Here is a 20830-nt window from a genome sequence, read left to right on the forward strand (position 1 = left end):
CATACGCCTCCACCACGCCGAGTCACGATTGAGTCTCGGGTACCTCTCACCCTCTTGCCATCCTTCGTGTAATCGTTTCCAATCCCCGTGTAATCGATTCCACGAGGAGGTGGAAACGGCGATGGCGAGCATCAAGGACGTCGCCGTCGAGGCGGGCGTGTCCGTCGCGACGGTCTCGCGCGTCCTCAACGGCCACCCGTCCGTCAGCCCCGGCGCCCGCACCCGCGTGCTGGCCGCCGTCGAGACGCTGGGCTACCGCCCGAACGCCGTCGCCCGGTCGCTGCGCACCGATCAGACCCGCACCCTCGGTCTGGTCATCAGCGACGTCATGAACCCGTACTTCACCGAACTGGCCCGGTCCGTCGAGGAAGAGGCCCGCGCGCTCGGCTACAGCGTGATCATCGGCAACGCCGACGAGCGGCCCGATCTCCAGGACCACCACGTGACGACGTTGCTGGACCGCCGTATCGACGGGCTCCTCGTCTCCCCCACCGACGGCGGCTCCCCGCGCATGCTGGACGCCGCGCGGGCCGGGACGCCGATGGTGTTCGTCGACCGGTGGATTCCCGGCGTGGACGTGCCCGTCGTCCGGTCGGACGGGCGGGGCGCGGTGCGCGACCTCGTCGCCCACCTGCACGGGCTCGGGCACCGGCGGCTCGCGATCATCGCCGGGCCCGCCGCCACCACCACCGGACGCGAGCGCGTCGACGCCTTCCGCGAGGCGCTCGCCGCGTACGGGCTTCCCCTCCCGGACGCGTACACCGGCCAGGGCGACTTCCAGGCGGCAAGCGGGCGCCGGGTCACCGAGGGCTTCCTCGACCTGCCCGAGCCGCCCGACGCCGTCTTCGCCGCCGACAACCTGATGGCGCTCGGCGCGCTGGACGCCGTACGCGCGCGCGGTCTGCGTGTCCCCGAGGACATCGCGCTCGCCGCGTTCGACGACATCCGCTGGTTCGTGCACACCGACCCGCCGGTCACCGCGATCGCCCAGCCCACGGGCGACCTCGGCCGGGCCGCCGTGCGCGCGCTCGTCGACCGGATCGAGGGGCGGACCGGCGAGTCCGTCACCCTGCCGGCGCGGCTCGTCGTGCGCCGCTCGTGCGGTGAGTCCCCCTCGGCGTCCGAACAACCCCCGTCCCCCTCCCCCGTACGAAGGAGTACGCCGTGAGCAGCCGCAGTCCGGACGAGTTGCTGCGCATCGAGGGCATCCGCAAGACCTTCCCCGGCGTGGTCGCGCTCGACAGCGTCGACTTCGACCTGCGCCGGGGCGAGGTGCACGTGCTGCTCGGTGAGAACGGCGCGGGCAAGAGCACCCTCATCAAGATGCTCTCCGGCGCCTACACGCCCGACGCCGGGCGGATCCTGGCCGGCGGCGAGGAGGTGCGCATCCACGGTGCGCAGGACTCCGAGCGGCTCGGGATCGCCACCATCTACCAGGAGTTCAACCTCGTTCCCGACCTGACGGTCGCCGAGAACATCTTCCTGGGGCGCCAGCCCCGCCGGTTCGGGATGATCGACCGGAGGAAGATGGACGCGGACGCGGAGGTGCTGCTGGAGCGGGTGGGGGTCAAGGTGTCCCCGCGCGCGCGGGTGCGCGAACTCGGTATCGCGCGGCTCCAGATGGTCGAGATCGCCAAGGCGCTCAGCCTGGACGCGCGCGTGCTCATCATGGACGAGCCGACCGCCGTGCTCACCTCCGAGGAGGTCGACAAGCTGTTCGCGATCGTGCGGCGGCTGCGCGAGGACGGCGTCGGGATCGTCTTCATCACCCATCACCTGGAGGAGATCGCCGCCCTCGGCGACCGGGTCACCGTCATCCGGGACGGCAGGAGCGTCGGGCAGGTGCCCGCCTCCACCCCCGAGGACGAGCTGGTACGGCTGATGGTCGGGCGGTCGATCGAGCAGCAGTACCCGCGTGAACGCGCCGACGCCGGTGAGGCCTTGCTCAAGGTGGAGGGGCTGACGCGGGACGGGGTCTTCCACGACGTCGGGTTCGAGGTGCGGGCCGGTGAGGTCGTCGGCATCGCCGGGCTCGTCGGGGCCGGGCGGACCGAGGTGGTGCGGGCCGTGTTCGGCGCCGACCCCTACGACTCCGGCAGCGTGCACGTGGCGGGCGCGCCGCTGCGGCGGCACGACGTCAACGCCGCCATGGCCGCCGGGATCGGGCTGGTGCCCGAGGACCGCAAGGGGCAGGGGCTCGTGCTCGACTCCTCCGTCGCGGAGAACCTCGGGCTGGTGACGCTGAAGTCGTCCGCCCGCGCGGGGCTCGTCGACCTCAAGGGGCAGTACGCGGCGGCCGAGCGGGTCGCCGGGCAGCTCGGCGTGCGGATGGCCGGGCTCGGGCAGCACGTGCGCACCCTGTCCGGCGGCAACCAGCAGAAGGTCGTCATCGGCAAGTGGCTGCTGGCGAACACCAAGGTGCTCATCCTCGACGAGCCGACGCGCGGCATCGACGTCGGCGCCAAGGTCGAGATCTACCAGCTGATCAACGAGCTGACGGCGGCCGGTGCGGCCGTGCTCATGATCTCCAGCGACCTGCCGGAGGTGCTCGGCATGAGCGACCGGGTCGTCGTCATGGCCCAGGGCCGGGTCGCCGGTGAACTCCCCGCCGAGCGGGCCACCCAGGACGCCGTCATGGCACTCGCCGTCAGCACCCCCCACACCAACGGAACCGGAACGGAGGCCTCCCGTGGCCACTGACACGCTCAAGAGCAAGCCGGGCGCGCAGGGCGGCGCCACGGGCGGCCTGCGCCGCCTGCTGCTCGACAACGGCGCCCTGACGGCGCTCATCGTCCTCGTCATCGCCATGTCGGCGCTGTCCGGGGACTTCCTGACCGCCGACAACCTGCTGAACGTCGGCGTCCAGGCTGCCGTCACCGCGATCCTCGCCTTCGGCGTCACCTTCGTCATCGTCTCGGCCGGCATCGACCTGTCGGTCGGCTCGGTCGCCGCGCTGTCGGCCACCGTGCTGGCGTGGAGCGCCACCGAGGCCGGGATGCCGGTCGCCCTCGCGGTGCTGCTGTCCGTCGCGACGGGCATCGCCTGCGGCCTGGTGAACGGTTTCCTCATCTCGTACGGGAAGCTGCCGCCGTTCATCGCGACGCTCGCCATGCTGTCGGTGGGGCGCGGTCTGTCGCTGGTCATCTCGCAGGGCTCGCCGATCGCCTTCCCCGAGTCGGTCTCCCACCTCGGCGACACGCTCGGCGGGTGGCTGCCCGTGCCGGTGCTGGTGATGGTCGTCATGGGGCTGATCACCGCGTTCGTCCTCGGGCGGACCTACATCGGGCGCTCCATGTACGCCATCGGCGGCAACGAGGAGGCCGCCCGGCTGTCCGGGCTGCGCGTGAAGCGGCAGAAGCTCGCCATCTACGCCTTCTCCGGCCTGTTCGCCGCCGCCGCGGGCATCGTGCTCGCCTCCCGGCTCTCCTCCGCGCAGCCGCAGGCCGCGCAGGGTTACGAACTCGACGCCATCGCCGCCGTCGTCATCGGCGGCGCCTCGCTCGCGGGCGGCACCGGCAAGGCGTCGGGCACCCTCATCGGTGCGCTGATCCTCGCGGTGCTGCGCAACGGCCTCAACCTGCTGTCCGTCTCCGCGTTCTGGCAGCAGGTCGTCATCGGTGTCGTCATCGCGCTGGCCGTCCTCTTCGACACGCTGCGGCGCAAGGCGGGCGCGACCACTCCGGCGGCCGGGGCGTCCGGCGGCGGGAGCCGGGGCAAGCAGGCGCTGACGTACGTCATCGCGGCCGTCGTCGCGATCGCCGTGGTCGGCGCGACCTCGCTGCTGCACAACGGGTCCTCGGCCGGGAAGACGCAGCGGATCGGGCTGTCGCTGTCCACGCTCAACAACCCGTTCTTCGTGCAGATCCGCGCCGGTGCCGAGGAGCAGGCGAAGAAGCTGGGCGTGGACCTGACGGTCACGGACGCCCAGAACGACGCCTCCCAGCAGGCCAACCAGCTGCAGAACTTCGTCAGCGGAAGCCTGTCCTCGATCATCGTCAACCCGGTGGACTCCGACGCGGCCGGTCCCTCGGTGCGTTCGGCGAACAAGGACGACATCCCCGTCGTCGCCGTGGACCGCGGCGTCAACGAGGCGGAGACGGCCGCGCTGGTCGCCTCCGACAACGTCGAGGGCGGTGAGCTGGGCGCCAAGGCGCTCGCCGAGAAGCTCGGCGGCGAGGGCACCATCGTCATCCTCCAGGGCCAGGCCGGCACCTCCGCCAGCCGGGAGCGCGGGGCGGGCTTCGCGGCGGGGCTCAAGGAGTACCCGGGCATCGAGGTCGTCGCCAAGCAGCCCGCGGACTTCGACCGCACCAAGGGCCTGGACGTGATGACGAACCTGCTCCAGGCGCACCCCGACATCGACGGCGTCTTCGCGGAGAACGACGAGATGGCACTCGGCGCGATCAAGGCGCTGGGCTCCAAGGCCGGGAAGTCCGTGCAGGTCGTCGGCTTCGACGGCACGCCGGACGGGCTGAAGGCGGTCCAGGAGGGCACGCTGTACGCCTCCGTGGCGCAGCAGCCCAGGGAACTGGGCAGGATCGCCGTGGAGAACGCGTTGCGCGCCGCCGAAGGCGAGAAGACGGAGAAGATGGTGAAGGTGCCGGTGAAGGTGGTCACCAAGGAGAACGTGGCCGGCTTCGAGGGCTGACACGGGCGGACGGCACGCGGGCTTCACTCGGGTTCATCGGGATCGGAGAGCGACTCATGTACGACTACGACCTCCTGGTCGTGGGATCGGCCAACGCCGACCTCGTGATCGGCGTCGAGCGGCGGCCGGGGGCCGGCGAGACGGTGCTCGGCACCGACCTGGCCGTCCACCCGGGCGGCAAGGGGGCCAACCAGGCGGTGGCCGCCGCCCGGCTCGGCGCCCGTACGGCGCTGCTGGCCCGGGTCGGCGACGACGGCTACGGCCGGCTGCTGCTGGACTCGCAGCGGGCGGCCGGCGTCGACACGGTGGGCGTCCTGGTCGGCGGTGCCCCGACCGGCGTCGCGCTGATCACCGTGGACCCGTCCGGGGACAACAGCATCGTGGTCTCGCCGGGCGCCAACGGCCGGCTGGCACCGGGCGACGTCCGCGCCGCCGCGAGCCTCTTCCACGCCTCCCGCGTGGTCTCCACGCAACTGGAGGTGCCGCTGGAGACGGTGGTGGAGGTGGTGCGGAGCCTGGCACCGGGCAGCCGGTTCGTGCTGAACCCGTCGCCGCCACTGCCGCTGCCGCGGGAGGTGCTGGACGCCTGCGACCCGCTGATCGTCAACGAGCACGAGGCGAAGGTCATCCTCGGCGACGCCCGCGTGAGCGACCGCCCCGAGGACTGGGCCCGCATCCTGCTGGCCAAGGGGCCGCGTTCGGTGGTCGTCACCCTGGGCGCGGAGGGCGCGCTGGTGGCTTCGGGGTCCGAGGTGTCCCGGGTGCCGTCCGTGAAGGTGGAGGCCGTGGACACGACCGGCGCCGGTGACGCGTTCACCGCGGCGCTGGCCTGGCGGCTCGGCACCGGCGCGTCGCTCGCGGAGGCGGCGGCGTACGCGGCCCGGGTGGGCGCGGCGGCGGTGACCCGGGCGGGCGCGCAGGCGTCGTACCCGACGGCGGCGGAGGTCGAGGCGCTGTGAAGAGGGCGGGGATACTCAACCGGCATCTCGCGGGCGCCCTCGCCGAACTCGGTCACGGCGACGGCGTGCTGGTGTGCGACGCCGGCATGCCGATACCGGGCGGACCGCACGGTCCCCGCGTCGTGGACCTCGCCTTCCGGGCCGGGGTGCCGTCCTTCGCGGAGGTGCTGGGCGGGTTGCTCGATGAGCTGGTGGTCGAGGGAGCGACGGCGGCGGAGGAGGTCCGTGGCGCCAACGCGGAGGCCGCGGCGCTGCTCGACGGGCGCTTCCCCGGCCTCGAACTCGTCCCGCACGAGCGGCTGAAGGAGCTGTCGGCGGGGGCGCGGCTGGTGGTGCGGACCGGGGAGGCCCGGCCGTACGCGAACGTGCTGCTGCGGTGCGGGGTGTTCTTCTGACGGCGGGCTTCTGACGGAGAGCTTTTGACGAGAACGGGAAGGCCCCGAAAACTACGAGGGGGTCCGGTCGGCGACCGGGCCCCCTCGGGTTTCCCTCCCCTTTTCCCTCCCCTGCAGAACCCCTCGGCCCCCCGGGTCCCCCCTTCGGGGTTCTGATGCCATGTACGACCCGCGGACCCGCGCAACGGTTGCACGGACCGCGGGACTTATTTTCCGGTGTCCGCGAGCTCCACGTGCGCGGCGAACCGTTGTGCCGTCTCGGCCAGCACCTCCCGCCCGTCCCGGGCCCACAGCCCCTCGTTGAACAGCTCGACCTCGATGGCGCCGGTGTAGCCGGCCGCCTCCACGTACCCCTTCCACTCCCGCATGTCGATCGCGCCGTCACCGATCTGGCCGCGGCCGTTGAGGACGCCCTCGGGCAGCGGGGTGGTCCAGTCGGCGAGCTGGAAGGTGTGGATGCGGCCGCCCGCGCCGGCCCGGGCGATCTGCTCGGGCGCCCGGTCGTCCCACCAGACGTGGTACGTGTCGACGGTGACGCCGACCTGGTGGGCCGGGAAGCGTTCGGCGAGGTCCAGGGCCTGGGTGAGGGTGGAGACCACGCAGCGGTCGGAGGCGTACATGGGGTGGAGCGGTTCGATGGCGAGGCGTACGCCGTGCCGCTCGGCGTACGGGCCCAGCTCGGCCAGCGCGTCCGCGATGCGCTCCCGGGCGGCCCGCAGGTCCTTGTCTTGGGCCGGGAGACCGCCCGAGACCAGGACCAGGGTGTCGGTGCCCAGGGCGGCGGCCTCGTCGACCGCGCGGCGGTTGTCCGCCAGGGCCCGGGCCCGCTCGTCCGCGTCGGTCGCCGTGAGGAAGCCGCCGCGGCACAGGGTGGTGACGGTCAGGCCCGCGTCGCGGATCAGCTTGGCCGCGGCCTCGACGCCGTACGCCTGGACGGGTTCGCGCCACAGGCCGACGTTGCCGACGCCCAGTTCGCGGCAGGCGGCGGTCAGTTCGGGCAGGGAGAGCTGCTTGACCGTCATCTGGTTGATGCTGAAACGCGCGAGATCGCTCACTGGTCCACTCCGTACAGCGACAGCAGGGTCCGCATCCGCTCCTCGGCCCGCTTCGGGTCCGGGAACAGGCCGAGGCCGTCGGCGAGTTCGTAGGCGCGGGCGAGGTGGGGCAGGGAGCGGGCCGACTGGAGGCCGCCGACCATCGTGAAGTGGCTCTGGTGGCCCGCGAGCCAGACCAGGAACACCACGCCCGTCTTGTAGTAGCGGGTGGGGGCCTGGAAGAGGTGGCGGGAGAGTTCGACGGTGGGGTCGAGGAGGGCGCGGAAGCCCTCCGTGTTCCCCGTGTCGAGGACGCGGACCGCCTCCGCCGCCAGCGGGCCCAGCGGGTCGAAGATGCCGAGCAGGGCGTGGCTGAAGCCCTGGTCGTCGCCGGCGATCAGTTCGGGGTAGTGGAAGTCGTCGCCGGTGTAGCAGCGCACGCCCTGCGGGAGGCGGCGGCGCAGGTCGACCTCGCGCCGGGCATCGAGGAGGGAGACCTTGATGCCGTCGACCTTGTCGGGGTGGGCGGCGATCACCTCCAGGAAGGTGCCGGTCGCCGTGTCGAGGTCGGACGAGCCCCAGTAGCCCTCCAGGGCCGGGTCGAACATCGGACCCAGCCAGTGCAGGATCACCGGCTCGGCGGCCTGGCGCAGGAGGTGGCCGTAGACCTCCAGGTAGTCGTCCGGACCCTGTGCGGTGGCGGCGAGGGCGCGGGAGGCCATCAGGATGGCCTGGGCGCCGGACTCCTCGACGACGGCGAGCTGTTCCTCGTAGGCGGCCCGGACCTCGGCGAGGGTGCCGGCGGTCAGCTGGTCGGTGCCCACGCCGCAGGCGACGCGGCCGCCGCACGCCTTCGCCTCGGCGGCGGAGCGGCGGATGAGTTCGGCGGCGCCGGCCCAGTCCAGGCCCATGCCGCGCTGGGCGGTGTCCATCGCCTCGGCGACGCCGAGACCGTGGGACCACAGGTGGCGGCGGAAGGCGAGGGTGGCGTCCCAGTCGACGGCGGCCGGCGAGTCGGGTGTGGTGTCGGCGTACGGGTCGGCGACGACGTGCGCCGCCGAGAAGACCGTACGGGAGGTGAAAGCGCTTCCTCCGGAGAGCGCCAGGGGGTCGGTGCGGGGCTCGTGGGTGCGTACGGTGCCGTCGGCGTTCGGCAGGAGGAGGGTCACAGCGCGACCTCCGGCACGTCGAGGCGGCGGCCCTCGGCCGAGGACCTCAGGCCCAGTTCGGCGAGCTGCACGCCGCGGGCTCCGGCCAGCAGGTCCCAGTGGTAGGGGGCGTCGGCGTAGACGTGCTTGAGGAACAGCTCCCACTGGGCCTTGAAGCCGTTGTCGAAGTCCTGGTTGTCGGGGACCTCCTGCCACTGGTCGCGGAAGGCCTCGGTGGCGGGGATGTCCGGGTTCCAGACCGGCTTCGGGGTGGCGGAGCGGTGCTGTACGCGGCAGGTGCGCAGGCCTGCCACCGCGGAGCCCTCGGTGCCGTCGACCTGGAACTCGACCAGTTCGTCGCGGTTGACACGGACCGCCCAGGAGGAGTTGATCTGGGCGATCGTGCCGCCGTCGAGTTCGAAGACGCCGTAGGCGGCGTCGTCGGCGGTGGCGTCGTAGGGCTTGCCGTTCTCGTCCCAGCGCTGCGGGATGTGGGTGGTGGCCAGGGCGTGGACGGACCTCACCCGGCCGAACAGCTCGTGCAGGACGTACTCCCAGTGCGGGAACATGTCGACGACGATGCCGCCGCCGTCCTCGGCGCGGTAGTTCCAGGAGGGGCGCTGGGCGTCCTGCCAGTCGCCCTCGAAGACCCAGTAGCCGAACTCGCCGCGCACGGACAGGATGCGGCCGAAGAAGCCGCCGTCGACGAGGCGCTTGAGCTTGAGCAGGCCGGGGAGGAAGAGCTTGTCCTGCACGACGCCGTGCTTGATGCCGGCGGCGTTCGCCAGGCGGGCCAGCTCCAGGGCGCCGTCGAGGCCGGTGGCGGTGGGCTTCTCGGTGTAGACGTGCTTGCCCGCGGCGATCGCCTTCTTGATCGCCTCCTCGCGGGCCGAGGTGACCTGGGCGTCGAAGTAGACGTCCACGGACGGGTCGGCGAGGACCGCGTCCACGTCCGTCGAGATGTGCTCCAGGCCGTGCCGTTCGGCGAGCGCCTTCAGGGCGTGCTCGCGGCGGCCGACCAGGACCGGTTCCGGCCACAGCACGGTGCCGTCGCCGAGGTCGAGGCCGCCCTGTTCGCGGAGGGCCAGGATGGAGCGGACGAGGTGCTGGCGGTAGCCCATGCGCCCGGTCACACCGTTCATGGCGATTCGCACCGTCTTGCGTGTCACGTCGTTCCCTTCGTACGGGCGGTGAGGTGGAGGTAGTGCGGTACAGCAAGCGCTTTCTATGCCTGACGAAGCTAGCCTGTGGACGGTGGTCTGGACAAGACCGGGGCCCTGGCGAGTTGTTCGAGGGGACGAACAACGGCGGGCCGTGGCCGTAAGGTCACCCGGGACGGGACGGCGGTGCACGGGCGGTGTACGGCACAGGCGCGAGGCGGAGGACTAGGACATGACGGTGACCCTGGCGGACGTGGCGGCCCGCGCCCAGGTCTCCCCCGCGACGGTGTCGCGCGTGCTGAACGGGAACTATCCCGTCGCCGCCTCCACGCGCGAGCGGGTGCTCAAGGCGGTCGACGAACTGGACTACGTCCTCAACGGCCCCGCGAGCGCGCTGGCGGCGGCCACCTCCGACCTGGTCGGCATCCTCGTCAACGACATCGCCGACCCCTTCTTCGGCATCATGGCCGGCGCGATCCAGTCCGAGATCGGCGGGCCGGGCGGCAGAGCGGGCGGCGAGAGACTCGCCGTGGTCTGCAACACCGGCGGCACCCCGGAACGCGAGCTGACCTACCTCACCCTGCTCCAGCGCCAGCGCGCGGCGGCCGTCGTGCTGACCGGCGGCGCCATGGAGGACGCGGCGCACCAGGCGGCCGTGGCGGCGAAGCTGCGCAAGCTGACGGAGGCCGGTACGCGGGTGGTGCTGTGCGGGCGGCCGCCGGCGCCGCAGACCGGGGCGATCGCGCTGACCTTCGACAACCGCGGGGGCGGCCGGGAACTGACCGAGCACCTCATCGGCCTCGGCCACCGGCGGCTCGGCTACATCGCGGGCCCGGAGGAACGGACGACCACCCGGCACCGGCTGGAGGGCCACCGCGCGGCGCTCGCGGCGCACGGCGTCGAGGAGGACCCCCGCTGGACGGTCCACGGCCGTTACGACCGGCAGTCCGGCTACGAGGCGACGCTGGAGCTGCTGCGCCGGGACCGGTCGCTGACCGCCGTCGTCGCCGCGAACGACACCGTCGCGCTGGGCGCGTGCGCGGCGCTGCGGGACTCGGGGCTGCGGATTCCGCAGGACGTGTCGGTGGCCGGCTTCGACGACCTGCCGTTCAGCATCGACGCGGTGCCCGCGCTGACGACGGTCCGGCTGCCGCTCCCGGAGGCGGGGGCGCGGGCGGGGCGGATCGCGATGGGGCGGGAGGAGGCGCCGATCGGGGGGATCGCCACGGTGCGGGGGGAGTTGATGGTGCGGGGGTCCTCCGGGGGGCCTCGGGGTTGAGACGCGCGGTTGGTTCGCGGTGACCCGCGTGGGTGTGGGCGTCGCTGGGGGCTGCGGGGCTGCCGCCCCCAGGCCCCCGCTTCGGCCTGGACGGCCTCGTCCTCAAGTGCCGGACGGGCTGGATGAACGGAGGTCGGCGACACCTTGCCCATGAGGAGGAGTGCCGTTCGATCGCGAGGGTACGCTCCGTCACCATGAAGCTGGCGTTCTCCACCCTCGGTGTCCCCGGCCTGCCCCTGCGCGACGTGCTGGAGCTCGCGACCGCGCACGGCTACCACGGTGTCGAACTGCGTGCCCACCCGGAGGAACCGGTGCACCCGGGCCTGACGCCCGACGAGCGGGCCGCGGTCGTGGCCCAGTTCGAGGCGTCGGGCGTCGAGCCGCTGGGCGTGGCGGGGTACGCGCGGGTCGCGGCGCCGGGCGACGACGCCGCCGTACTCGCCGAGGTGCGCGGCCTGCTGGAACTGGCCCGCGATCTCGGCGCCCCGTACGTCCGGGTCTTCCCCGGCGGCGGTGAGCAGAGCCCCGAGGAGGCGGACGCGACGGCCGCCCGGCGGCTGGGTACGGCCGCCGAGTACGCCGCCGACCTCGGCGTGCGCCTCCTCCTGGAGACCCACGACTCGCACCGCACGGGCGCCGACGCGATGCGCGTCCTCGGTCTGGTCGGGCACCGGCAGGTGGGTGCGCTGTGGGACGTGATGCACACCTGGCTGGGCGGCGAGGAACCGCCCGAGAGCTACCTGGCCCTCGCCCCGCACCTCGGGTACGTCCAGGTCAAGGACATCGCCTCCGCCGAGGACACCACCCCGCTGCCGCTCGGCGCCGGTGTGCTGCCGCTGGGCGAGTGCGTGGAGGTGCTCTCCCGTGAGGGCTGGGACGGCTGGCTGTGCTGGGAGTACGAGAAGCGGTGGTACGAGGCGGCCGCACCGCTGCCCGGACTGCTGGACGCGGGGCGTGAGCACCTGGTGCGGCTGCTCAGCGAGTCGGCCTGACGGGGGCCGGAGTCACCCGGCGGGCGCCAGTTCGGTGACGGGCCCGTCGAAGGACGCGCGCAGCCGCCGGTCGTGGGAGACGACGACGAGGGTTCCCCCGTAGGAGGCCAGGGCGGCCTGGAGGTCTTCCATCAGGGCGGGCGAGAGGTGGTTCGTCGGCTCGTCGAGCAGCAGCAGGCCGTGCGGTTCGGCGACCACCCGGGCCAGTTCCAGGCGGCGTCGCTGCCCGGTGGAGAGGTCGCCGACGGGCCGGTCCAGGTCCGCCGCGCGGAACAGACCGAGGGCGAGCAGCGTATCGGCGCGGTCCTCTCCGAAGGCCGCCCGCACCGGCCGACGCGCCTCCTCGGCGGTCATGGGCGCGGCCACCTGGCGCAGGAATCCGGCCCGCGCGGGACGCCGAACCGTCGCGCCCGGCTCGGGGGTCAGTTCGCCGGCGAGGACGCGCAGCAGGGTGGTCTTGCCCGCGCCGTTGGGGCCGGTGACCAGCAGTCGTCCGCCTGCCGGGACGCGCAGGGCGTCCAGGGCCAGACGGCCGGGCACGCGCACGTCGGCCAGTTCCACGCCGCCGTCGTCCGCCGTGCCCCTCGGTGCGGCGGTGAACCGCAGGGGCTCGGGCGGGGCGGGGGCCGGGCTCTCGGTGAGGCGGTGCAGGCGCTCGCGGGCGTTGCGGATGCGGCCCATCGCGCCGTGCGCCCGGGAGCGGGCCCGGAAGGCACCCGCGCCGCTGAACGCCCAGGGGCCCTTGCGCGGGATCGCGTCGAGGCGTCCGATGTGGGAGTCGGCGAGACGGGACTGCCGGGTCACCTCGGCCCGCCACTCCTCGTACTCCCGTGCCGTGCGGGCGCGTTCGGCGGCCTTCGCCGTGAGGTAGCCCTCGTAGCCGTCGCCGTAGCGGCGTACCGAGCGGGTGTGGTCGTCGACCTCCAGGACCACGTCGGTGACCCGGTCGAGGAAGGCGCGGTCGTGGGTGACGGCGACGACGGTGCCCCGGTGTGCGCGCAGGCGTCCCTCGAGCCAGGCCACGGCCTCGTCGTCCAGGTCGTTGGTGGGTTCGTCGAGCAGCAGGAGCTCGGGTGCCGAGGCGAGGGTGGCGGCCAGGGCGAGCCGGGAGCGCCGGCCGCCGGAGAGGGTGCCGAGCCGCCGGGCGCGGTCCAGGCCGGCCGGCTCGCCGAGGTGGCGCAGGGCCACGTCGACTCGGCGGTCGGCGTCGTATCCGCCCCGTGCCTCGAACTCCGCGACGAGTGCGGCGTACCGGTCACAGGCGGCCGGATCGTCGCCGTCCAGGGCGGCGGCCGCCTCGCGGATGCGGCGTTCGAGGAGGCGCAGGTCGCTCAGGGCGAGGTCGACGGCGTCGCCGACGGTGGCCGAGCCGGGCAGGTCCAGGGTCTGCGCCAGGTGTCCGACGCCGCCCGGGGCGACGACGGTGACCTCGCCGTTGTCGGGGCGCTCGGCGCCGGCCAGGAGGCGGAGCAGGGTGGACTTGCCTGAGCCGTTGTCCCCGACGACGGCGGCCTTCTCGCCGGGCCGGACGGTGAACGACACCCGGTCCAGGACCACGTGGTGGGTGTAGCGCTTGGTGACGTCGGTGACGGTCAGCTGGGAGACGGCGGGGCGGGCGGCGGGTACTGCGGCGCTTGGGAACAAGTGAGGCCCTTCGGTGGACTACTGAGGCATTAGACGAGACGTACCGTCTCGTCTTGTCGGTGACTCTACGCCGGACCCGGCCGGAACGCAAGACGCTGCGTCTCGCCGCGTTCTCCGCCGCCGGGGCGAGAGGGAGGCCAGCGCCACCCCGCCCACCAGCAGCACCGCGGCGCACCACCGCAGTGCGGTCACCGGCTCACCGAGGAAGAGGGACGCCGACGTCATGCCGAAGACGGGGACCAGCAGGGAGAACGGCGCCACCGTGGACGCGGGATGGCGGCGCAGCAGCCATCCCCAGGCGCCGAAGCCGAACACGGTCGAGACCCAGGCCACGAAGAGCAGCGCGCCCGTCCCCTGCCAGTCCAGGCCGCGCAGCGCCGCGAGGTCCCGGGAAGCACCCTCCGTAAGGAGGGAGAGGCCGAGGAGCGGGAGCACGGGGACGGTGGACACCCACACCATGAAGTTCAGGGCGTCGGGCGGGGACGCCTTCCGGGTCAGGACGTTGGACAGGCCCCAGGCGGCCGCGGCCCCCACCACCGTCGCGAAAGCGCCCAGCGGACCGGAGGCGCCCTCGTCGACCGCGGCGACGCCGATACCGGCCAGCGCCACCAGCATGCCCAGCACGCCGACGCGGGACGGGCGTTCACCGAGCACCGCCGCCGCGATCACCGCCGTGAACACCGCCTGGATCTGGAGGACGAGGGACGACAGGCCGGCCGGCATGCCCGCGTCCATGCCGACGAAGACGAGGCCGAACTTGGCGACTCCCAGCACCAGGCCCACCGCCACGATCCACTTCCAGGCCACCTTGGGGCGGCCCACGAGGAAGACGGCGGGGAGTGCCGCCGCCAGGAAGCGCAGGGCGGAGAAGAGCAGGGGCGGGAAGTGGTCGAGACCGATCTCGATGACGGTGAAGTTCACGCCCCAGACGGCGGCGACGAGCACGCCCAGGAAGAGGTGGGAAGGTCGCATGCGTCGAGGATCGCCTTCCGTGACCGTGTAGCACCAGCGATGATTGCTGCACGGTTGGATGTAGTGTTCCTAATCACTTCCATCCATCGGGTGTTCCGGGAGTCGTCATGCTCGACCTTCAGCGGCTGCGTGCCCTGCACGCCGTCTCCGTGCACGGCACCGTCGGCGCGGCCGCCGCCGCGCTGGGCTTCACGCCGTCCGCGGTGTCCCAGCAGATCGCCAAGCTGGAGCGGGAGACCAGGACCGTGCTGCTGGAGCGGGAGGGGCGCGGGGTACGGCTCACCGACGAGGCGTGGCAACTGGCCTCGGCCGCGCGTGAGCTGCTGGCCATCGTGGAGCGGACCGAGACGCGGCTGGAGGAGCGGCGCGGGGTGCCGGCGGGGCGGCTGACCGTGGCGGCGTTCGCGTCCGCGGCGCGCGGTCTGCTGCCGTACGTGCTGGCCGACCTCGCGGCGCGGCATCCGGCGCTCGACACGCGGCTGACCGAGGTCGACCCGCATCTGTCGGTGGACCTGGTGGCGAAGGGCGCCGTCGACCTGGTGGTGGCGCACGACTGGGACATCGCCCCGCTGCCCGCGCCGGCCGGGGTGGAGCAGGCGGTGATCGGGGACGACCTGTGCGATCTGCTCGTGCCCGAGGGGCACCGTTTCGCGGGGCGGGACACCGTGCGGCGGGAGGAGCTGGGCGGGGAGCGGTGGATCTGCCAGCCGCCGGGGCGGGTGTGCCACGACTGGCTGCTGCGGACCCTGCGGGGTGCCGGGCACGAGCCGGACGTCGTCCACCAGGCCGACGAGAACCCGACGCTCGTCGCGCTGGTCGCGGCCGGGCTGGGCGTCGCCCTGATCCCCCGGCTGGGGCGCGGGCCGCTGCCCGCCGGGGTGGTGGAGGTGGCGCTGGACCCGATGCCGGTACGGCGCCTGTACGCGTTGTGGCGCACGGGCGCGGCCCGCCGTCCGGCGATCGCGGAGACGGTGCGCACCCTGAAGTCCCACTGGCCGAACGTCGCCGCCCGCCCCGGACCGGCCGCACCGTCCCCCGCCGCCGCCACGCCGCCCCGGACCGGCTGACCGCTGCGGGAGGGGGCGACGGGCAGGCTGGGGGCGCGGGGCGGTGGGACGGCACGCGGACCCCGCACCGCAGGGCACACGGCCAAGCCCCCGGAACCGACCCGCACGTCGTCCCCCTGGCCTCCGGAGCCGGACGGCCAAACCTCCGGAACCGACCGCCCAGCCCGGCAACCACGCCGCCCGGGACAGGCGACCAGACCCCCAGCACCGGCCCGCAGACCCGCGGGGCACACGGCCCCCCCCCCCTCGCCGGACCGCCCAGCCACGGGAACCGACCCGCACGTCGACCCCCTGGCCTCCGGAGCCGGACGGCCGAGTCGCGGGAGCCGCATCCGAGGCCGGGCGTCGGCCCGCGGCGAACGGCCCCGCGACCGTGAGGGCGGCGCGGTGCCGGGAACGGCCGGGGCTCCGGGCAGAACCGGGGCCGGGGTGGACGGGCCCGCGCCGACCGGGGCCGGCCATGCGCTTGCGTACCCCGCCCGCACCTCCACTCCCCCGCGCCCCGACTTCGGTGAAGACCCGTGCCGAAGGGGAACCCCGGGGCGGCCGGGCGCGTCCAATCCGCGCTGTCGGACGAGTCTCCGTGGTGCGGTGTCGGCCTCGCTGCTGGCTGCGATCGCTGACCACCCTCTCCAGCCGTACCGCGGCCGGCAGCACGCCGCCGCCGGCGCGCCCCCCTCCCTGGCGTCGGCGGCGGCCCCTGCGGTCCGCCGTCCGCCGCTTGTGGCGATGCCTGTGCGCTCCCTTGACTGGCAGAAACTTCCCGGATATTGGTGACTCCTTGGAAGTTTCCTTCAGCAGCCCTTCAGCGATTCCAGCGATCCCCAGCGATTCCCAGCGGATCACTCCGGAAGGAGCGCACGTGCACCACAGCAGCACGGCCGGCACGGGAAGCACCGCACACCCCTCCAGACGTACCGTCCTCACCGCCACCGCGGTCGTCACCGCGGCCCTCGCGGCCGGCGGCGGCACCGCGTACGCCGACGCCCGCAGGCCCGACGACGACAAGCTGCGCGCCCTGATCTCCCGCATGACGCTGGAGGAGAAGGTCGGCCAGCTCTTCGTCATGCGCGTCTACGGCCACTCCGCCACCGACCCCGACCAGGCCGACATCGACGCCAACCTGAAGGAGATCGGCGTCCGCACCGCGGCCGAGCTGATCGCCCGGTACCGGGTCGGCGGCATCATCTACTTCGCCTGGGCGCACAACACCCGCGACCCGCACCAGATCGCCGGCCTGTCCAACGGCATCCAGAAGGCGTCGCTCGAACTGCCGCGCGGCCTTCCGGTGCTCATCTCCACCGACCAGGAGCACGGGATCGTGGCCCGCGTGGGCGAGCCGGCGACCCTCTTCCCCGGCGCGATGGCCGTCGGGGCGGGCGGGTCGCGGTCCGACGCCCGCACCCTCGGGCGGATCGCCGGCGCCGAGCTGCACGCCATGGGCATCCGCCAGGACTACTCCCCCGTCGCCGACGTGAACGTCAACCCGGCCAACCCGGTGATCGGCGTACGGTCCTTCGGCGCCGACCCGGAGGCGGTGGCGGAGCTGGTGGCCGCGGAGGTGACGGGGTACCAGCGCTCCGGGGTCGCCGCGTGCGCCAAGCACTTCCCCGGGCACGGTGACACCGCCACCGACAGCCACACCGGCTTCCCGGTCATCACCCACAGCCGCGAGCAGTGGGAGGAGCTGGACGCGCCGCCCTTCCGCGCCGCGATCGAGGCCGGCATCGACGCCATCATGACCGCCCACCTCATGGTCCCGGCGCTCGACGACTCCGGCGACCCCGCCACCCTCTCCCGCCCCATCCTCACCGGCATCCTGCGCGAGGAGCTGGGCTACGACGGGGTCGTGGTCACCGATTCCCTCGGCATGCAGGGCGTACGGACCAAGTACGGCGACGAACGGGTGCCGGTGCTGGCGCTGAAGGCCGGCGTCGACCAGTTGCTCAACCCGCCGGACCTGCCGCTCGCCTGGAACGCCGTCCTGACGGCCGTGCGCGAGGGCGAGCTCACCGAGGCACGGCTCGACGAATCGATCCTGCGGGTGCTGCGGCTGAAGGCGAAGCTGGGCCTGTTTCGGGACGCGTACACCAGCCGCGGGGACGTCGACCGCACCGTCGGCACCCGCGGCCACCTGGAGGCGGCGGACCGGATCGCCGAACGGTCCACCACGCTCCTCGTCAACGAGGGCCGGCTGCTGCCGCTGTCGCGGCGGGAGCATCGCCAGGTGCTGGTCGTCGGTGCCGACCCCGCCTCCCCCTCCGGCACGACCGGCCCGCCGACCGGTGTCCTCGCGGACGCGCTGACGGAGCTGGGCTTCGCCGCCACCGCCCTGTCGACCGGCACGGCGCCCTCCGCCGCCGTCATCGACCGCGCGGTCGCCGCGGCCGGGGACGCCGACGCGGTGGTGGTCGCGACGTACAACGTGACGGCCGGCAGCAGTCAGCGCACGCTGGTCGCGCGGCTGCTGGAGACCGGCAAGCCGGTCGTCGCGGTCGCGATCCGCAACCCGTACGACGTGGCCCGGCTGCCGGACGTCCCCGCCTTCCTCGCCGCCTACTCCTGGACGGACGTCGAGGTGCGGGCCGCCGCCCGGGTGATCGCCGGGCGGGTGCGGCCGCGCGGCAGGCTGCCGGTCCCGGTGGTGCGGGCGGACGATCCGGAGACGGTGCTGTACCCGCTCGGGCACGGGCTGTCGTACCGCTCGTAGGCGACCGTGGCCGGTCGTCGACCGTAGCGCGCCTACGCCACGCGCCGGGGGCGCTCCCGTCACCCGTACGCAATGCACCCCGCGCGTCTGGCGTGCCCCGCTGCGGCGGGCCACGCTGGACGGGGGATCCGGGGGGATGGCGATGCGTGGGAGATCGGCTGTGCGGGCGCTGGGCGCCCTGTCGGCGTTGTGCGCCGTGCTGCTGACGGGGTGCCAGCGCCCGACGGGCCTGGCGGGCGGCGGCGCCACGGGCGACGAGACGTCCGGCGCCGCGGGCGCTTCGGCCCCGGCCGCCGTGCGGCCCTCCGGGTACGGGGCGGTGTTCCTCGCGATCGACGAGTGCAGTTCGTTCGGGACGGTCAGCTTCACCGAGGTGCCGTGCGCCAGTGAGCGGGCGGCGGCGCGGGTCGTGGCCCGGGAGGACGGCCGCGCGGCCGACGGGCCACCCTGCCCCGCCACCACCGACTTCGTCCTGCACATCAGCGAGCAGCGCCCGTCCGCCGACGAGGACGGCGACGGGGCCGTGCCCCAGGGCTACGCCTGCATGCGCAGGCTCCAGCCGCCGCACCCCGGCGACCCGGGCGGCGGGGGCGGTCCGCGCACCATCGTCGGCGACTGCGTCTACGACGCCGGCGACGGCAAGGTCCGCGAGACCGCCTGCGACGGCTCGGAGAAGCAGCAGCCCCAGTTCAAGGTGGTCGAGGCGGTCGCCGCCCGGTCGGACTGCCCCGCCTCGACCGGGCTCTACGTCCGCCTCGACGGCGAACGCCCGGTGGGCTGCGCCCGGCCGCTGTGAGCGCCTCAGCGGCTCACACCCGACCGGCCGGGCCCAACCACCGTCCTACGGCCGCAGCGCCGGCTCCCGCTGGACGTCCCGCTTGTCCAGCTTGGCGTCGAACGTCGCCAGCGGCTCGGCCGCCGACGGGTTCTCCTGGACCTTCTCGGAGGCCACGCCCGCCCAGTCGAGGATGCGGGCCGTGGCGAGGGCCTTCTCCTCGGGCACCAGACCGGCGACGTTGGCACCGTGGTTCATGCCGGGCGCGGTCATGACGTAGGAGTCGCGCGCGCCGTGGCCCAGCCGGAAGGGCTCGGCACCCCACGGGTCGTTCTCGCCGTACACGAACAGCATGTGCCGGGCGTTGCGCTTCACCCAGTTGTCGACGTCCCGCATCGCCCACGGCTGGAACCGCATGTCGATGTCGCGCGGCACGAAGTTGCGCGGCGGCTGGTAGCCGTAGCGGATGTACTTCTTCTCGATGTGCGGGAAGTGGATCGTCGGCGCGCCCAGCTGCGTGCCCGCCTGGTAGTAGTACGGCGTGTACGGGGCGAGCCCCTGGTCCGTGTAGAAGGAGAAGCCGGAGATCGAGTCGACGGAGTTCCAGATCTCGTCGTCCGTCGCGTTCTTCGCGTCGGCCGGGATGTCCGCGCAGTCCTTCACGGTGCTGTACTGCCAGAAGCCCCAGACGTAGTCCAGGACGACGGCCTCGTAGGCGCGGTCGAGGCTGCCGATGGTGTCGAAGGTGTACCCGTTCTCGGCCGCGTACGCCTCGTACTTCTCCTTCAACGGCGCCCGGCGCACCAGTGCCTCGCGCTGCACGCCGTTCAGCCGGTCGCGGCACTCCTCGGTGCCGACGCGGGCGAAGAAGCGGTCGTAGGCCGAGTCCTCGCGGTTGACGACGTCGTTGGGGGCGACGTAGGCGACGACGCCGTCCATGTCGCGCGGGTAGAAGCGCTCGTAGTAGGTGGCGGTCATGCCGCCCTTGGAGCCGCCCGTGGAGATCCAGTTCTCCGAGTAGACCGGCTCGAGCGCCTTGAAGATGCGGTGCTGGTCGCTGGCCGCCTGCCAGATGTCCAGCTTCGACCAGTCGGCCGGCTCGGGCCGGGACGGGGTGAAGTAGCGGTACTCCATGGAGACCTGGTTGCCGTCCACGATCTGGGTCGGCTCGCGGCGGCTGGGGTTCGTCGAGACGCTGTAGCCGCCGGTGTAGAAGACCGTCGGACGGCTCACGTCCTTGTGCAGCACGGTGATCCGCTGCTGGAACGTGCCCCTGTACGGGCGCCGGTGGTCGACCGGCTGGGTGTAGTTGAGGACGAAGAAGCGGTAGCCGGTGTACGGCTTCTCCTCGATCAGGCTCATGCCCGGTATGGACAGGAGCCGGTCCTTGATGTCGACGGCCTTCGGCTCGGCGGCGGTGGCCGCGCCCGCCGTGCTGACGGTGCCTATGAGCACCACGAGCGCCAGCAGCCATCTGAGCGCCTTGCGCATGCACCCTCCCTGTGAAACAGATGTGCGCCGGAAGCTATCGGAGCAAGTCACCCGTACACCAGGGGAGATGGAGAAATGATCGGCGGCGGTGGCCGCCGGGGCGGGCTCAGCAGAGGATCCAGCCGGAGCTGACCGAGCGCCCCGACACCGCGCCCCGCACCCACACGCAGCGGTTGCCCACGTGCACGGTCACCGGTCCCGCCCGGTGCGCGAACCGCCCCGAGTCCACGACCGGCCGGCCACCGCGCGCCTGCACGCTGACGGACATCTGCCGTTTGGTGCCGGTCTTCTTCGGGACGGTGACGGCGCACACGTAACCGCCGCGCTTGTGGACGAGGACCGAACCGGTGGCGAACGGCAGCGTCCGGACCTTGCGCCCCGGGCACGCCGCCGCGGCCTGCGCCTGCTGCGGCACCGCGACCGCGAGCAGCCCGGCCGCCGTCAGCACGGCCGTGCCGAGCGCCAGCCGCCGGCGTGTTCCGGCGCCACCCTGTCCCACAGCGGTCCCCTTCGTCCCTCCGTACGGCGATCATCGTCGTACGGATGTACGGACGCA

General features: G+C 73.3%; 17 protein-coding genes. 10 read left to right on the forward strand and 7 right to left on the reverse strand.

The genetic code is table 11. The annotated features are described in order from the left end of the window. Positions 1-121 precede the first annotated feature (121 nt). From M6G08_RS04595 to rbsD, 5 genes are read left to right on the forward strand one after another with little or no spacing between them, the layout of a single operon-like run. A complete protein-coding gene (locus M6G08_RS04595) occupies positions 122-1168 on the forward strand; it encodes a LacI family DNA-binding transcriptional regulator (RefSeq protein WP_272585902.1) in 1047 nt (348 codons plus the stop codon). Next, positions 1165-2700, forward strand: a complete 1536-nt coding sequence (locus tag M6G08_RS04600; protein ID WP_272585903.1) for a sugar ABC transporter ATP-binding protein — start codon at positions 1165-1167, stop codon at positions 2698-2700. Before M6G08_RS04595 ends, M6G08_RS04600 begins: the two co-directional genes overlap by 4 nt. Beyond that, the gene (locus tag M6G08_RS04605; RefSeq protein WP_272585904.1) at positions 2690-4648 is read left to right on the forward strand and encodes an ABC transporter permease/substrate-binding protein; all 1959 of its coding nucleotides are present in this window, start codon (positions 2690-2692) and stop codon (positions 4646-4648) included. Before M6G08_RS04600 ends, M6G08_RS04605 begins: the two co-directional genes overlap by 11 nt. Before the next feature lie 56 nt (positions 4649-4704). Further along, entirely contained in the window at positions 4705-5607 is a 903-nt protein-coding gene (locus M6G08_RS04610) for a ribokinase (RefSeq protein WP_272585905.1), read from the forward strand. Further along, a complete protein-coding gene (rbsD, locus tag M6G08_RS04615; RefSeq protein ID WP_272585906.1) occupies positions 5604-6002 on the forward strand; it encodes a D-ribose pyranase in 399 nt (132 codons plus the stop codon). The genes M6G08_RS04610 and rbsD overlap by 4 nt, the downstream gene beginning before the upstream one ends. A gap of 206 nt (positions 6003-6208) precedes the next feature. On the opposite strand, the gene M6G08_RS04620 is transcribed toward rbsD, so the two are convergent. The 3 genes from M6G08_RS04620 to M6G08_RS04630 are packed head-to-tail and all read right to left on the reverse strand — an operon-like array spanning position 6209 to position 9353. Then, positions 6209-7057, reverse strand: coding sequence for a sugar phosphate isomerase/epimerase family protein (locus M6G08_RS04620; protein WP_272585907.1), 849 nt, complete (start codon positions 7055-7057; stop codon positions 6209-6211). Beyond that, entirely contained in the window at positions 7054-8205 is a 1152-nt protein-coding gene (locus tag M6G08_RS04625; protein ID WP_272585908.1) for a dihydrodipicolinate synthase family protein, read from the reverse strand. The genes M6G08_RS04620 and M6G08_RS04625 overlap by 4 nt, the downstream gene beginning before the upstream one ends. Further along, a complete protein-coding gene (locus tag M6G08_RS04630; protein ID WP_272585909.1) occupies positions 8202-9353 on the reverse strand; it encodes a Gfo/Idh/MocA family protein in 1152 nt (383 codons plus the stop codon). Before M6G08_RS04630 ends, M6G08_RS04625 begins: the two co-directional genes overlap by 4 nt. Positions 9354-9576: 223 nt before the next feature. Here M6G08_RS04630 and M6G08_RS04635 point away from each other — a divergent pair, with 223 nt between their 5' ends. After that, on the forward strand, positions 9577-10623 hold the full coding sequence (locus M6G08_RS04635; RefSeq protein WP_272585910.1) for a LacI family DNA-binding transcriptional regulator: 1047 nt from the start codon (positions 9577-9579) through the stop codon (positions 10621-10623). A 194-nt stretch (positions 10624-10817) separates the two neighbouring features. After that, positions 10818-11615 carry a sugar phosphate isomerase/epimerase family protein gene (locus tag M6G08_RS04640; protein WP_272585911.1) on the forward strand — a complete coding sequence of 266 codons (798 nt, stop codon included), beginning with the start codon at positions 10818-10820 and terminating at the stop codon, positions 11613-11615. A gap of 12 nt (positions 11616-11627) precedes the next feature. Here the strand turns inward: M6G08_RS04640 and abc-f are convergent, their stop codons facing one another. Both abc-f and M6G08_RS04650 read right to left on the reverse strand, forming a co-directional pair. Beyond that, positions 11628-13259 carry a ribosomal protection-like ABC-F family protein gene (abc-f, locus tag M6G08_RS04645; protein WP_272585912.1) on the reverse strand — a complete coding sequence of 544 codons (1632 nt, stop codon included), beginning with the start codon at positions 13257-13259 and terminating at the stop codon, positions 11628-11630. 18 nt (positions 13260-13277) lie between these two features. Next, positions 13278-14231, reverse strand: a complete 954-nt coding sequence (locus M6G08_RS04650) for an EamA family transporter (RefSeq protein WP_272585913.1) — start codon at positions 14229-14231, stop codon at positions 13278-13280. Positions 14232-14338: 107 nt separating this feature from the next. Here M6G08_RS04650 and M6G08_RS04655 point away from each other — a divergent pair, with 107 nt between their 5' ends. The 3 genes from M6G08_RS04655 to M6G08_RS04665 all read left to right on the forward strand — a co-directional run bounded on the left by M6G08_RS04655 (position 14339) and on the right by M6G08_RS04665 (position 18804). Beyond that, complete coding sequence (locus M6G08_RS04655; RefSeq protein WP_272585914.1) at positions 14339-15298, forward strand: LysR family transcriptional regulator; 960 nt, start codon at positions 14339-14341, stop codon at positions 15296-15298. An 862-nt stretch (positions 15299-16160) separates the two neighbouring features. Further along, entirely contained in the window at positions 16161-18008 is a 1848-nt protein-coding gene (locus tag M6G08_RS04660) for a glycoside hydrolase family 3 protein (protein ID WP_272585915.1), read from the forward strand. A 142-nt stretch (positions 18009-18150) separates the two neighbouring features. Beyond that, positions 18151-18804, forward strand: coding sequence for a hypothetical protein (locus M6G08_RS04665; protein ID WP_272585916.1), 654 nt, complete (start codon positions 18151-18153; stop codon positions 18802-18804). A 45-nt stretch (positions 18805-18849) separates the two neighbouring features. On the opposite strand, the gene M6G08_RS04670 is transcribed toward M6G08_RS04665, so the two are convergent. Both M6G08_RS04670 and M6G08_RS04675 read right to left on the reverse strand, forming a co-directional pair. Next, complete coding sequence (locus tag M6G08_RS04670; protein ID WP_272585917.1) at positions 18850-20274, reverse strand: S28 family serine protease; 1425 nt, start codon at positions 20272-20274, stop codon at positions 18850-18852. 106 nt (positions 20275-20380) lie between these two features. Next, entirely contained in the window at positions 20381-20773 is a 393-nt protein-coding gene (locus M6G08_RS04675; protein WP_272585918.1) for a hypothetical protein, read from the reverse strand. Between the last annotated feature and the right edge of the window lie 57 nt (positions 20774-20830).

The sequence above is a fragment of the Streptomyces sp. M92 genome, assembly GCF_028473745.1.
Lineage (GTDB): Bacteria > Actinomycetota > Actinomycetes > Streptomycetales > Streptomycetaceae > Streptomyces.

What these genes read in the sequence shown, in the direction of transcription:
- M6G08_RS04650 (WP_272585913.1), bottom strand. Translation starts at nt 14,231, where the DNA reads ATGCGACCTTCCCACCTCTTCCTGGGCGTGCTCGTCGCCGCCGTCTGG.
- M6G08_RS04665 (WP_272585916.1), top strand. Translation starts at nt 18,151, where the DNA reads ATGCGTGGGAGATCGGCTGTGCGGGCGCTGGGCGCCCTGTCGGCGTTG.
- M6G08_RS04640 (WP_272585911.1), top strand. Translation starts at nt 10,818, where the DNA reads ATGAAGCTGGCGTTCTCCACCCTCGGTGTCCCCGGCCTGCCCCTGCGC.
- M6G08_RS04670 (WP_272585917.1), bottom strand. Translation starts at nt 20,274, where the DNA reads ATGCGCAAGGCGCTCAGATGGCTGCTGGCGCTCGTGGTGCTCATAGGC.
- M6G08_RS04655 (WP_272585914.1), top strand. Translation starts at nt 14,339, where the DNA reads ATGCTCGACCTTCAGCGGCTGCGTGCCCTGCACGCCGTCTCCGTGCAC.
- M6G08_RS04595 (WP_272585902.1), top strand. Translation starts at nt 122, where the DNA reads ATGGCGAGCATCAAGGACGTCGCCGTCGAGGCGGGCGTGTCCGTCGCG.
- M6G08_RS04610 (WP_272585905.1), top strand. Translation starts at nt 4,705, where the DNA reads ATGTACGACTACGACCTCCTGGTCGTGGGATCGGCCAACGCCGACCTC.
- M6G08_RS04635 (WP_272585910.1), top strand. Translation starts at nt 9,577, where the DNA reads ATGACGGTGACCCTGGCGGACGTGGCGGCCCGCGCCCAGGTCTCCCCC.